The following is a 13,097-nucleotide window of genomic DNA, read 5'->3' on the forward strand; positions in this document are numbered from 1 at the left end:
AGCCCCGCCGGGCCCGTCACCCCGTGCTACGGCAGCGCGCTCGAGGGAATCTCGACCGTGTACGCGTCCACGTCCGTGTCGCTGCCGCTGCCCCAGTTGGAGTTCCACACGACGCGCGTGAAGTCACGGTTGACGCTGGCGAGCGGCTCCGTCCAGTAGCCGTTGGACGCGGTGCGGTGGTGCGCCAGCGTGTAGATGTTCGGGTTCGCCTGGAGCGGCACGGCCATCAGCTTGCGGTGCAGCCACTGCAGGCCGCCGCCGTAGTCCGCGTAGGTGCTGACGAGCACCCAGCCGGGCCTGGCGTACGCCTTGCCGGAGATGTGCAGCGCCGTCGCCGTGCCGCTCACGTACGTGCTGAACAGCGCCGTGCGCACGCCCGTGCGCAGGTTCAACATGAACACCTCGCCCGTGCTCGACCGGTAGTCCACGGCCACGTAGACGTCGTCGCCGTTGGCATCGCGCGCCAGGTCCGAGTGCTCGGACTTGTGCAGCAGCTGGCGCTGGCTCGAGAAGTCGCGCGAGAAGGCCACGGTGCCGCGCGGGCCGTCGCCGGACACCACGCAGTGGTTCCCGCTGGGGGACATGCTCACGTGGTCCGGGCGGTCTCCCTGGGTGTTGTACCAGCCCAGGATGGTGTCGGTGTCACGGTCCCAGCTGAACACGCCCAGCGTGCCCCAGTTGGCGTCGTCGACCATGAAGCACCAGTAGCGTCCATCCGCGGAGGGCGAGCCCTCCGAGCGGGTCCACGCCGCGTTCGCCGTCGGCCACCGTGCTCGCAGCCGCGCGCCGAAGTCCGCCACCACGCGGGTGGTCCCCGTCGTCACGTTCTCCTCGCGCAGCTGCATGCCCACGCCGTTGGTGGGCAGGTAGTAGAGCAGGTCCGGGTTCGTGGGGTGCCACTGGGGCTCTGCGTCGCTGCCCGGGCCGGAGAGCTGACGGAGCCGCGCGCGGGTGTTGGCGTCGTACAGGTGCCAGGTGCTGTCGTACGAGTACACCACCTGCTTCGTGTTGTTCGTGTTGAAGGCCTGCCGGCGCGAGTAGTCGTTGCGCGCGAACGTGGAGACTCCATCCGCGGCGTGGTCCGTGGCGCGGACCACGCACGTGTTGAAGGTGGGCTCGGTGACGGCCACGCCCTTGGCGGGTTTCGCCAGCGTGGGGATGGGCTGGGCCGCGCGCGTGCTGGAGAGGGTGAAGCCCGTCGGATAGAAGCTCGCGCACGCGGGGCTGAGCCCCGACGTGGGCGCGGGAGGTTGGGTGGCGCGCTGACACGTCTTGAAGATGCCGGGCGCCGGGTCCGGGTAGAAGAAGCAATACACGCTGCCCGCGGCCAGCTCGCGGGTGACCCACTTGTCCCCGACGCCGAACCGCACCGTGGCCGGCTGGCTCAGCGTGAAGCTCTGATATTGCTGGGCGATGGTCTCCCAACCTTCCGGGGCGAGCCTCGCCGCCGCCTCGGGGAGGGGCGGAGTGGGAGGCTCCTCGGCGCCATCGCCACAACCCACCACGGAGAGACACGCCAGCGTCACCGCCCACCGGGATACGCCTTGCTTCGGGCCAGTCTTCACTTTGCACGCTCCTCGTTGTCCAGGCACGACAGGGGGCTCACGAGAGACATCCGTCCTGAGTCACCGGACTTTTATCCCCAGCGAGGTTTCTCGCTTCTCGAGGTCGAAGGCACACAGGCGCACCGGGTGAGAGGGATTGTCGCAGAGGGCCGCGCAATGCGTGGCAATCGACCATCGCCGGTGATGCGAAGCAATTGATGGACCATCCCAGTCGCACGACTCTTCAAGAGGGCAGGGTGTCCCTCGAGTGCCGCACGAGGCGCTTCACGAGGGGGACAGTCCCCCTCAACCTGCTGGTGGCGCCCCTCAACGGAGATGTGGATGCCATGGAGTTGCTGATGTGTCTCCATGCCGGGCAGGGCCCGGAAGGGCCCCTACCCGTGGCGCATCGCCGGGGTGCTGCTCACGCCGCCGGCGGCCTTCGACGGGGTTTCAGGAGGAGGGGGTGGTGCCGCGGCGCTCGATGATGGTGCGCAGCTGCGTCTGCACGCTGTTGAGCGTGTTGCGCAGGCGCGCGTGGCGCAGCGAGCCCGCCAGCGCGTTGGACAGGGCCTGGAGCACATGGCTCTCCTCGCCCGGCCAGGTGCGCTCGGTGCGACAGTCGTCGAAGCCCACGAAGCCCCACCACTCGCTGCACAGCACGATGGGACACACGAGCAGCGAGCGGATGTCCTGTCGCTCCAACAGCTCCCTCGCGGGTGAAGGGAAGTCGCGCGGCCCGCCCTTGAGCACGCGCCCCGAGGACAGGGGCTCCACCCACGACGGCATCACCGCGTCGTAGGGCACGTTCTGCAGGTCGGGGTTGTCCTGCTGCGCGGAGGCGCTCGCCGCGGTCCACTCGTAGCGCTGACTGGCCAGCAGCCTCCCGTCGGGCGCGGTGCTGTTCTCGAAGATGTAGACCCGGTCCACATCCAACGCCGCGCCCACCTGCCCGAGCGCGAGTGTGACGTTGCTGGGCTCGAAGCCCTTGTCCAACAAGAGCTGCGAGACGTTCATGAGGGATGCGAAAGCACTCGTGGCCATGAGAGGGGGATGCTCCAGGAGGGGGACGGGCCAGACGCGCGTGAGGGGACGACGCGAGCACCTGAAGCGTCGCACGCCCCCGCGCCCTCGGGTCAAGCCATGCGCCGCGCGCGTCCAGTCCTCGCACGCATGGAGTTGCTTTCGCCCGAGCCCCGGCCTCTTTGAGAGACCTGACACCCCCGCGTCCGCCCTTCGTTGTCCGGGCCACGTTCGCTGGCACGGATGGATTGAGCGGGTGCTGTTCATGCTCTAGGCACACACACCATGCGTTCGCACCTCCCCCGCCTCCTCGCCCTCCTGCTGTGCTCCGTGGCTGCTGCCCCCGCCGCCGTCGCCCGGCCGATCAGCTCCGAGGCGCAGTTCTGGTACACCGTCAGCGCCCAGGGTCCGATCTCCGAGCCGTTCCTGTATTACCTGGAGGCCCAGCCCCGCTTCGGCAAGGACGACGGCCGCGCCATCTTCCGCGCCGCGGGCGGCTCCCGCGTCACCCAGGACCTCTCCCTGTGGCTGGGCTACGGCTGGATTCCCGTCTGGGTCTGGGATGGAGACCCCGCGCTCCGCCAGAACGAGAGCCGCCTGTTCCAGCAATTCCTGTTCACTCCGAGGCTGGGCGAGGTGCGTACGACAGTCCGCGCGCGCCTGGAGCAGCGCTTCCTTCCGGGCACCACGGCGGTATCCCACCGCGCCCGGGTGATGCTGCGGGGTGGGCTGCCGGTGGCCGCCGAGGGCCGGCTGTCGCTCATCGTCTGGGACGAGGCCTTCGTCCACCTCAACTCCGTGGACAACGGGCCCCGCCAGGGCTTCGACATGAACCGCGCCTTCGTGGGCGTGGGCTGGAAGTTGGGGGACCACTCCTCCGTGGAGGTCGGCTACCTCAACGTCTTCACCCGCCGCCCCACCGCCGAGACGGACCAGCTCATCCACACACTCTCCGTCTCCACGCCCTTCAACTTCCTGTGAGCTGAAACGGGCCTCGGGAGGCTTCTCGAAAAGCAAGAAGGCTCGCGTGCACGGGCGCGTCCTGGAGCGCGCGGGCCTTCGTTTCGAGATGAGCGCAACTTCTTGATACATTCTCGCGATAACTCTTCAGCCACCTCGTATGGAGTCCTGAGACCCCCATGAGCATTCGCCGCACTGAAGGTTCGAAGCCGTCGGTTCTCCCCACCATCTCCTCCGAGGCTCGGCCCAAGAGCGCCGCGAAGACCCCGACGGCCGCGAACGTCATCAAGGACGGGTTCGGCCCGGCCGCGAAGACGTCCGACCTGGCCCGCGCGGAGAACACGCTCAAGCCGCTGCCTCCCCCCGTCGGCCGCCTGTCGCTGGACAGCAAGGAGGCGCAGAGCGCCATCCAGACCGCGCTGCAGCACCTGGACGTGGGCACCAAGCTCCCGTCGCAGGGCCTGCGCGGCGGCATCCAGTACCCCTCCTTCGTCCCCAAGAACGTGGAGCGGGACGAGCTGGGCATGACGCACGTGCGCCTGGACCGCAGCCACGAGGGCGTGAAGGTCTACGGTGAGCAGGTCGTCGCGCACCTGGCCAAGGACGGCAAGGTCGACAGCGTCACGGGTGACCAGACCCAGATTCCGGCCGGCATCGGCACGCAGAAGCCCGCGCTGTCCAACGCCCAGGTGCTGGACATCGCGCTGAAGGAGTTCAACGGCACGCCGGACCGCCAGCCGCACTCCGAGCGCATCATCTACAAGGACCCGTCGGGCCAGTACCGCTCCGCGTACCGCGTCGAGGTCGCCGACACCACGGCCACCGAGAACCCGCGCAAGATGAACTACTTCATCGACGCGAACAGCGGGAAGGTCTACGAGAAGTTCAACACCATCGACGGCTTCAAGAACTGCCCCTGCGCCACGCACGGCACGGGTGACGCCGCCGCCACCAAGGGCGCGGCCGGGACGAAGGGCGCCGCCGCGGCCCCCGCGGACGTGAAGGTCTCCACGTCGCCCAACGCGCAGATCAAGGACAAGGGCTCGGTCACCTCCAAGGTGACGGTCGCCGACGACGTCACGGTCGACAAGCTCAAGCTGTCCCTGGACATCACCCACACGTACAAGGGTGACCTGAAGGTCACGCTGACCAGCCCCTCCGGCAAGACGTTCGACGTGCACAACCGCACGGGCGGCAGCGCGGACAACATCAAGCAGGACTTCGACCTGACCGCCTTCGCGGGCGAGTCCGCCAAGGGCGAGTGGACGCTGAAGGTGAGCGACCACGCCGCGGGCGACAAGGGCAAGCTGGTCAAGTGGGGCCTGTCCATCACCCCCAAGACGACCCAGCAGCCGCCCACCGAGCCGCCCGCGCCGGGCGCCGCGGACGACACGTCCATCTACAGCGGCAAGGTCGCGCTGGAGACCAAGAAGCAGGCGGACGGCACGTACACGCTCGAGGACGGCACCCGCGGCAAGGGCGTGGCCACGTACGACGCGCGCAACCAGGAAGAGGCCAGCGGCCAGACGCAGATCAAGGACGACAACAACATCTGGGGCGAGGCCACGGACCCGGAGCGCAACCGCGCCGCGGTCGACGCGCACTACGGCGCGGCGATGACGTACGACTTCCTGAAGAACGTCCTCGGCCGCGACTCCATCGACGGCAAGGGTGAGAAGCTGGTCTCCTACGTCCACGTCAGCGAGAACTTCGTCAACGCGTACTGGGACGGCGAGAAGATGAGCTACGGCGACGGCGACGGCGTGGACTCCGGTCCGCTCACCGCGCTGGACATCGCGGGCCACGAAATCGCCCACGGCCTCACCGAGCGCACCGCCGGCCTCATCTACCGCGGCGAGTCGGGCGGCCTGAACGAGGCGTTCAGCGACATCATGGGCGCGGGCGTGGAGTGGTACGCGTCCACGCAGAACCCGGCCGTGAAGTTCAACTGGACCATCGGCGAGACGGCGTGGACGCCGACCAACGGCGATGACACGGACGGCCTGCGGTACATGGACGACCCGAAGAAGGACAATTACTCCATCGACAACTACAAGGACTACCCGAAGCAGACGGAAGTCCACGGCTCCAGCGGCATCGCGAACAACGCGTTCTACCTGCTGGCCAACGGTGGCACGAACCGCACGTCCAAGATTGAGGTCAAGGACGGCATCGGGATGGATAAGGGCCTGAAGATCTACTACCGCGCCCTGGCCCACTACATGACGCCCAGCACCACGTTCGCCCAGGCGCGCACGGCCACCATCAAGGCGGCCACGGACCTGTACGGCGCGGACTCGGCCGAGGTGACGAAGGTGAAGGAGAGCTGGACCGCCGTCGGCGTGAACTAGCTCCCACGTCGTGCTTGCAGGACCCGGGCACGCAGAAGGTGCCCGGGAGGCCCGACGTGACGGGGTGGCCTTCGCCCGTCGGGCCCTGTGATTCGGGACGCTCCAGGAGCCTCAGCGGCTCCTGAGCGGGAAGGGGGGCGTTCCGAGTCCTCTACCGCGCGGCGGCTGTTGCTTCGGAGTTGCGAGGCGACAGTCGACCGCGCGGTTGTTTTTTGGGCGCGGCGCGCGCGGCTCAGGACTCGGGCGGCGGGCAGGTGATGGGGCAGGTCTGGCTGGTGGGCAGGCACAGGCCGCCGCAGCAGCCGGGGTTCCACGAGCACCCGGCCTCCAGCCGGCACGTGGCCTGGGTGGTGCTGGTGCACGAGGCCAGGGCGGACTCGGAGGACGTCGCCTCCGACGCGGTGTCTCCGCTGGCGGTGGCCTCGTCGGGCCCGGAACAGCCCGTGAGCAGCGTGGCGACGGCGGCACATGCGAGGAACAGCGCTCGACCGGGGAGAGTCATTGCAGGCTCCTGTGGGACGGCGTGGATGCTGCTTGGCGGGACAGCATGGACAGACACTCCGACGGCACGGGCCTGGGGCCCGCATGGAGTGTCTGTCCAATCATGTCATTTCCGGGCGACTTCAATGACGTCGTCAGGACTGTGTGGTTGTGAGCGAGGGTGGGATGCGGGGCGGCTCATCCCTCGGGCGGCGGACAGGTGATGGGGCAGGTCTCGCCAGGCGCGAGGCACATGCCACCGCAGCACCCGGTCACCCAAGCGCAGCCGGACTCGGCGGTACACGTGCCAGAGGTCGTGCCCGCGCACTCTGGCGGGGGACACTGGTTCTGGTTGCACGCGAGCGCTCCACCGCTACAGGTTCCACAACTGGCGACCACACGCCGAACGCCACAGTTGTCCGTCCCCAGGAACTGGCCACAGGCCGCGCCGAGCCGTGAGCAGAAGGCCACGTCCGACTCAGGGACACAGGATGAGAGCTGAAGGCTCAGTTGTGCCGTGAGGGCCTGGTCGTAGGTGTTGTCCGTGACGACCAGGGTGCCCGTGAAGATGGTTCCGCTGAGGGTGCCCGTGATGGCATCGCCACCGGTGGTGGACCACTGGGCGGAGGTGCCCGTCCGGGTGCCTGTCAGGGTGCCGGTCTTGATGTACTGATTGCGTCCAGGCTCCAGGTCGAAGGCATTCCCGGAGAGCTGTCCATTGTTGTCCGTGATTTCGTAGCGGACCGACGCGGGGGTCTCTCCGGTCTTGCTCATGGTGCCGACCCAGGTGCCTGTCAGGCTGCCCGTGAGGGGCGCCGTGGTCGAGGAGGCGGACGGTGTCGACCGAGGTCGCTCCGAGCAGCCGGTAGCCATGAGGACCAGCAGCAATGGAGCGAGAAGGGCGTGGCGATTCAAGTGCATGCGAGGACCCTTGGCGCGGCGGGAGGCAGAGCGAGACTCCTGAGTCAGGGGCAGCAAATGCAGGCCTCCTTCTGCGCGCTGTCGTAGGCGTTCCGGCCCGCGCTGTGGGTGAGGAGCGCGATGCCATAGGTCGCGGCGATGTTGATGCAACGGCCGAGCTGGGTGCTCGCTGTCGCTGGGTTGAAGGTGTTCCGGCAGACCGTGAGCATGTTGGTGGTGAGCATCGTGTCGCAGAGGACCTTGTTGCTGTTGCAGGTGCCGTAGCAGGCATCGTGCGCACGGCAAGGGCTCACGAAGCTCGCGGTCCCCTTGGTGCTGACGTACGAGTCAGGTACAGGGAACATGGAGGTCTCCGAGCCACACGCATCATTGGGATTGGGGACGTTGGGGTCCCAGCCTGGGCGGGGCGCGCGATTGGGGCAGTCGGCCAGGTTGGTGATGACGAACTTGGGGCGGACCGTCTCGTTGACGCAGCACTGGGTGGCGGGATTGTAGGAGGTCGTCCCGCAGGTGAGAGGGACGCAGGTGCCGCTGACGCACGTCTCATCGGCCGCGCAGCACTGGTTGCCACACAAGGGCGCGGATGGGCTCTGGACGCAGGCCACCGAGGTCGAGCCACCGCTCGAGTCGGGCGGTGTGTAGGAACAGCTCCCGGGGCACCCATTCCCAGTGGTGCAGCTCTGCCCCGGAGTGCACGCCCACTGGTTGCAATGGGTCGTCGAGGAGGGGTAGGTCTCCCACGACGCGCAGTGGTTGCCGATGTTGTAGCAGGACGGCCCCATGTTCGAGCCGTACTGGGGCGGAGGTGACTGGGACGAGCCGTCACAGGTGCACATGTGGATGGCGCCGTTCGGGTAGTTGATTCCGCCCGGGCCACAGTCGAAGAAGCAGCCCGGCGTGCCGGGCTGGGAAAAGCACTGGTACTGCGCGAGGGCTGGAAGAGGGAGGGTGGTCAGCAGGGTTGCGAGGAGGGCGGTGAGCCATCCTCGCAACCGATGGGAGTTCTGGGGGCCGGGTTGGTTCATGGAGGGCCCTTGGAAAGGGCCCTCGGATACGTCACGAACTCTGGCGTTGGGTCGTTCTGAGATGCGTTTCCGGTGCCACGGTATGAATGTGTCCCCCTTGGGAGGGTTTGGCCCCTGAAAGCCTACAGCCGGCTCGGGTCGTCCACGCGGTAGTGGCCCAGCCAGTAGTCGTCATCGAAGCCGGGCAGGTCGATGTTGATCTTCTGCATGTGAATCTGGCCGCGCGCGCCCATGCGCGGGTCGGCGTCCAAATCCCAGAGGTCCAGGCCCTCGAACTCGTCGGTGGAGCCGTAGGGGACGTAGTAGTAGCCCTGCACGTAGCCGTTGACGACGTCCACCATGTAGATGCCGGACGTCTGGCCTCCGCCGCCCACGCTCACGTAGAGGTTGCCGCGCGCGGAGATCTTGCCGCCCTGAATCCACGTGCCCTGGGGGATGTTGCTCGAGAAGGACAGCGTGCGCTGGTGCGTGATGGACACCGTCGTGCCGGACAGCGTGATTTGATAGCCGCGCAGCACCGTGTAGCCCGGGTGGTTCGTCGCCGCGTAGAACAGGCCGTCACGCGGGTTGTGCGCGATGAAGGCCACGCCACCCTCCCACTGCGGCAGGGACGCGTAGCCGATGTACTGCATGCTCGTGTTGAACACGCCCACCGCGCCGCTGCGCCCCGGACCGTCCATGGCGATGTAGAGGTAGCCGTTGACGTGCACCAGGTCGCCGTAGTGCCGGAAGCCCGCGTTGTACCAGGGCGAGGGCATGCGGTAGGTGCCACCGGGGTTGTTGTTCAGCCCCGACATCGGCCACCAGGCGATGAGCCCCTCGGTGGACTCGTCCTTCCAGAAGTTGGTCGCGTTGCGCGTCTGGTACCAGTAGTAGGCGTCGTGGGTGAGGCCCTGGAGGTTGTCGGAGAAGCCCGTGTAGCTGCGGTCGCTCGGGAAGTCCGGCAGGTTGGCGACGATGTTGGGGATGGCGTAGCGGTAGCGCTCCATGAACAGCGCGTTCGCGGTGGCGTCGATGCCGGAGCGGTACTGGGCCGCGCCCACCGCCCACGTGCACGTCCACCACCACTTGGGCAGGCTGGCCGTCTGCAGGCGCTGCCACGCGCCGCTGCCCCAGCGCTCCAGCCACAGCGTGCCGGTGGCCTCACCCGTGGTGGCGCAGGCCTGGTAGTACTTCTGCACCGGACCCCAGCCGGAGTGCGCCCAGCTGTACACGTTCGTCGGGCACCAGATGGCGTCGTACTCCCGGTTGAGCCCCTGGCAGAAGCTCGATGACCACCACGCCGTGTCCGGCAGGGCCTGCTGACTGACGACGCCGGGCCCCACGTCGGCGGAGCTCCGGGCGGGCCCCTCGGGCGCCAGGGCCTCTCGGGTGGGCGTCAGGTGCAGCATGGACGGCGCGCGGCTGGCGGCCTCCACCAGCTTCGCGGGCGGCTCCTGCCCGCCGGACAGCTTGCGGTAGACCTCCGTGATGGGCATGCCGTCGAACGCCGCCGCGTCCGGCATGGGCGTGCCGCGCGGGCCCTTCACCACGGTGACGATGCCGTAGTCGGGCACCTCGTGGAACGAGATGGATTGACCCTCGGGGAGCGTCACGCTCGCCAACCGCGTACCCAGGTCCTCACCGGCCTCGTCCGTCTCCGGACCGCCACACGCCACCAACATCGCCGCACAGCCAGCCCACTTGAACAGACCTCGCACGCGCTCACGCCTCCTGAAGAATTTCAGGGTGAACGCATCCGGTGGTTTTGCTTCGGTCCGCGCGGGCGCGCGCGGTGGGCCACGCGCGCGCTCCCGCCAGGGCTTGTGGGGGACTTGTGGACAAGCGCCGCGTGCGCGCCGCGCTGGCCGCGGAAGTTCCGAGCGCCGTTGCTTGGCGTTCCCACGGACGCGGGTGTGCCCCTCCCGTGACGGAGGGCGTGCGCCACGGCGATACGAGAGGGCCACCAGGTGGCGATTGCCCGCGACGCCGGCGCGCGGAGCGTGACGGCCCGTCGTCCCCAGGCCGCCTCGCGCCTCCGACTCCGGACGGTGTCTGACATGGGGCCAGACGCCGCACCCGGCGCGTCCTTCCGAATCCAGACGCGAACCGTCAATAGTGGCAAATCAAGTTAATCGAGCAAGTCACGATTCTGAAAACTCTCCGTCATGAACACTGTGTGGCGGGGGCTGCGTGCCTTTGAGGAGACCTTCCGTGACGCGAGACCTGCAGCGGTATGACGTGGTGTTGGTGGGGGGCGGGGTGACGGGATTGATGGCGAGCCACAAGCTGGCGCGGCTCGGCCTGCGGTTGTTGTTGTTGGAGAAGCAGCCGACGTTGGCGAGCGGGCCGTCCACGCGCAACGAGGGCTGGCTGCACCGGGGCAGCTACCACGCGGGCTCGGTGAAGGACCGGCAGGCGGCGGTGCAGGTGGCGCGGCGCTGCATCTACGGCCACGAGCAGATTCGCGCGTTCGCGCCGGAGGCGGTGGAGGACGCGGACCGTCCGCCGCTGGTGCTGGTGCGGGACGCGGACCGGCTCCAGGAGCTGGTGTCGCGTTGGGAAGAGGCGGGGGTGTTCCACCGGCCGCTGACGAAGGCGCAGGCCTCCGCGCGCTTCCCGTCGGCGGACCTGGCGCGGGCCTCGGCGGTGTTCGAGGTGGCGGACGTGAGCATCAACACGCGGATGCTGTACCGCAAGCTGCTCACCTCCGCGCAGCAGGGCGGCGCCGAGGTGCTCACCGGCGCGCGACTGGAGCACGTGCGCGGCTCGGAGGCCACCGTCGTCACCGCGGACGGCTCGACGCTCCAGCTGGAGTCGCGGCTGTTCGTCTACTCGACGGGCTTCGGCGCGAGGGACTTGTTCCGCCAGTTCTTCGAGCTGGAGCTGCCCATCCGCTACTGGAAGAGCCACCTGGTGGTGGTGCCTCGGCTGGGCGGCCACGGGCTGTTCTACGTGGACCCGCACGAGGCGGCGATGATGCACCACGGGGACTACAGCGTCGTGGGGCTCAATGAGGACGCGCTCCTGTGCGCGAACCCCGACTATCTCGTGGTGCCCGAGCGCGCCGACAACCTCCACCGCGCGCTGGGGCGCCTGGTGCCGGGCTGGAGGAGCGCGGGCACGTACAGCGACGTCGCGTGCACCAAGGTGGACTTCGCGCCGGATGCCACGTCCGCGCGCTCGCTCAACATCGCCATCCACGAGCCGGTGCCGGGCCACATCTGCATCCTGCCGGGGAAGATGACCGAGGCGCCGTTCCTCACCGACGTGCTCACGGCGCGGCTCTACGAGCGACTGGAGGACGGGCTCATCGCGAAGCGGCCGTGTGACGTGCTCCACGCCAGCCTCGCCGCCGTCACGCGGGAGGCCCACCATGCGGCTTGAGCTGCTCGCGGCCCTGGACGCGCCCCGGCGCTCGGCGGGGTTGTTGACGGTGACGGAGGTGCTCGCGCTCGCGGACACCGGCAACGTCATCTACGACCCGTTCTCCGTCCTCATCTCGCGGCACCTGACGCTGGGCGAGGGCAACGTCATCTACCCGTGTGTCACGCTCACCTGCGCGCCCACGGCGGAGCTGCGGTTGGGGAGTCGCAATGTGTTGCACACCGGCACGCTGCTGGCCGCGGAGACGGGCGCCATCCTCGTGGGCGATGGCAACCAGTTCGGCGAGGGGGGCTTCACCGCCAAGGCCAATCGTCCCGGCGCGCGCATCTCCATCGGCGATGGGGGCCGCTATCTCGGCGGGGCGTCGGTGTTCGGTGAGTGCTCGCTCGGCTCGGGCACGCAGTTGCTCGGGGCCATCACGGTGGACAGCTGCCGGCTGGCGGCGGGCGCACCCTTCAGTGACGCGGACTCGGACGCGCGCGCCGCGGTGCTCAAGGGCTCGGGGACGGCGCGGGGACTGGTGCTCGAGGTGGGGCAGGTCATCCTGGGCAACGGCGTGTTCCGCGCCGAGGACGTGAAGCCCCAGGCCTTCTATCACCCGAAGGTGAAGTCATGAGCGCGGTGGAGTTGGGGTTGGGGTTGCTATCACTCGGGCGCACGTGGGGCTATCGCTCCGAGCCGCCTCCGACCGAGGCCGATGGACAGCACCTGCTCGACACCGCGTTCGAGCTGGGCGTGCGCTGCTACGACACCGCGCCCGCGTATGGCTCGAGCGAGCAGCGCTTCGGCGCCTTCCTGTCGCGGCTCGGCGCCGAGCGGAGCTCCGTCTTCGTCGCCACCAAGCTGGGGGAGCACTGGGACGCAGGGACGCAGACGTCGTTCACGGACCATTCGTACGACGCGCTCCGGAGGAGTCTGGACGAGAGCGCGCGGCGGCTCGGGCGCATCGACCTGCTCCAGGTGCACAAGGCGACGGCGGCCAACGTGGGCTCGCCCGACGTGTTGCGGGTGCTCGAGTCCGCGGGGGCGCTCGGGGTGCGTCACGTGGGCGTCAGCGTGAGCGATGTGGCCGCGGCCGAGGCCGCGTGTGACGTGGGCATCTACTCGTTCCTCCAGTTCCCGTTCAACGTGTTGAACACCACGCTCGCGCCCGCGTTCGACCTGGCCTCGCGCCACGGGTTGCAGGTCCTGGTCAACCGGCCCTTCGCCATGGGGCAGCTCGTCCAGGAGGAGGGGAGGAACCCCTCACGGAGCGCGCGGGAGTCGCTCCAGCACATCCTGGCCCAGCGCTTCTGCGGCTACGTGCTCACGGGCACCAAGTCCGCGAAGCACCTGCTCGAAACCCACGCTGTCTTCCGCTTGCTCCAGCGCTGACGAATCTCGCTGGCGGCCGGAAGGACTCGCCAGCATCCGACCCGGCGACACGA

General features: G+C 68.6%; 11 protein-coding genes. 5 read left to right on the forward strand and 6 right to left on the reverse strand.

Translation table 11 applies throughout. The features are described 5' to 3' along the window. Window positions 1-26: 26 nt before the first annotated feature. Both LXT21_RS28305 and LXT21_RS28310 read right to left on the reverse strand, forming a co-directional pair. Complete coding sequence (locus LXT21_RS28305; RefSeq protein ID WP_254041309.1) at window positions 27-1,565, reverse strand: hypothetical protein; 1,539 nt, start codon at window positions 1,563-1,565, stop codon at window positions 27-29. 432 nt (window positions 1,566-1,997) lie between these two features. Continuing rightward, window positions 1,998-2,588, reverse strand: coding sequence for a GAF domain-containing protein (locus LXT21_RS28310; protein WP_254041310.1), 591 nt, complete (start codon window positions 2,586-2,588; stop codon window positions 1,998-2,000). A 264-nt stretch (window positions 2,589-2,852) separates the two neighbouring features. On the opposite strand from LXT21_RS28310, the gene LXT21_RS28315 reads away from it, so the two are divergent. Together LXT21_RS28315 and LXT21_RS28320 are read left to right on the forward strand one after the other, a co-directional pair. After that, window positions 2,853-3,548: a DUF2490 domain-containing protein gene (locus LXT21_RS28315; RefSeq protein ID WP_254041311.1), complete on the forward strand. Its 696-nt coding sequence runs from the start codon at window positions 2,853-2,855 to the stop codon at window positions 3,546-3,548. 158 nt (window positions 3,549-3,706) lie between these two features. After that, entirely contained in the window at window positions 3,707-5,878 is a 2,172-nt protein-coding gene (locus LXT21_RS28320) for a M4 family metallopeptidase (protein WP_254041312.1), read from the forward strand. 232 nt (window positions 5,879-6,110) lie between these two features. Here LXT21_RS28320 and LXT21_RS28325 read toward each other — a convergent pair whose 3' ends face one another. The 4 genes from LXT21_RS28325 to LXT21_RS28340 all read right to left on the reverse strand — a co-directional run bounded on the left by LXT21_RS28325 (window position 6,111) and on the right by LXT21_RS28340 (window position 10,004). Then, complete coding sequence (locus LXT21_RS28325) at window positions 6,111-6,380, reverse strand: hypothetical protein (protein WP_254041313.1); 270 nt, start codon at window positions 6,378-6,380, stop codon at window positions 6,111-6,113. 176 nt (window positions 6,381-6,556) lie between these two features. Beyond that, complete coding sequence (locus LXT21_RS28330) at window positions 6,557-7,132, reverse strand: hypothetical protein (protein WP_254041314.1); 576 nt, start codon at window positions 7,130-7,132, stop codon at window positions 6,557-6,559. 191 nt (window positions 7,133-7,323) lie between these two features. Continuing rightward, the gene (locus LXT21_RS28335) at window positions 7,324-8,304 is read right to left on the reverse strand and encodes a hypothetical protein (RefSeq protein ID WP_254041315.1); all 981 of its coding nucleotides are present in this window, start codon (window positions 8,302-8,304) and stop codon (window positions 7,324-7,326) included. Window positions 8,305-8,426: 122 nt separating this feature from the next. Next, entirely contained in the window at window positions 8,427-10,004 is a 1,578-nt protein-coding gene (locus tag LXT21_RS28340; RefSeq protein WP_254041316.1) for a hypothetical protein, read from the reverse strand. 493 nt (window positions 10,005-10,497) lie between these two features. Here LXT21_RS28340 and LXT21_RS28345 point away from each other — a divergent pair, with 493 nt between their 5' ends. Genes LXT21_RS28345 through LXT21_RS28355 form a run of 3 tightly spaced genes read left to right on the forward strand, consistent with a single transcriptional unit; the run spans window position 10,498 to window position 13,044 of the window. Beyond that, complete coding sequence (locus LXT21_RS28345; RefSeq protein ID WP_254041317.1) at window positions 10,498-11,670, forward strand: NAD(P)/FAD-dependent oxidoreductase; 1,173 nt, start codon at window positions 10,498-10,500, stop codon at window positions 11,668-11,670. Further along, window positions 11,660-12,286: a hypothetical protein gene (locus tag LXT21_RS28350; RefSeq protein ID WP_254041318.1), complete on the forward strand. Its 627-nt coding sequence runs from the start codon at window positions 11,660-11,662 to the stop codon at window positions 12,284-12,286. The genes LXT21_RS28345 and LXT21_RS28350 overlap by 11 nt, the downstream gene beginning before the upstream one ends. Next, window positions 12,283-13,044 (forward strand): aldo/keto reductase, encoded by a 762-nt coding sequence (locus LXT21_RS28355; RefSeq protein ID WP_254041319.1) that lies wholly within the window; start codon window positions 12,283-12,285, stop codon window positions 13,042-13,044. The genes LXT21_RS28350 and LXT21_RS28355 overlap by 4 nt, the downstream gene beginning before the upstream one ends. The last annotated feature ends 53 nt before the right edge of the window (window positions 13,045-13,097 follow it).

The sequence above is a fragment of the Myxococcus guangdongensis genome, from assembly GCF_024198255.1.
Lineage (GTDB): Bacteria > Myxococcota > Myxococcia > Myxococcales > Myxococcaceae > Myxococcus > Myxococcus guangdongensis.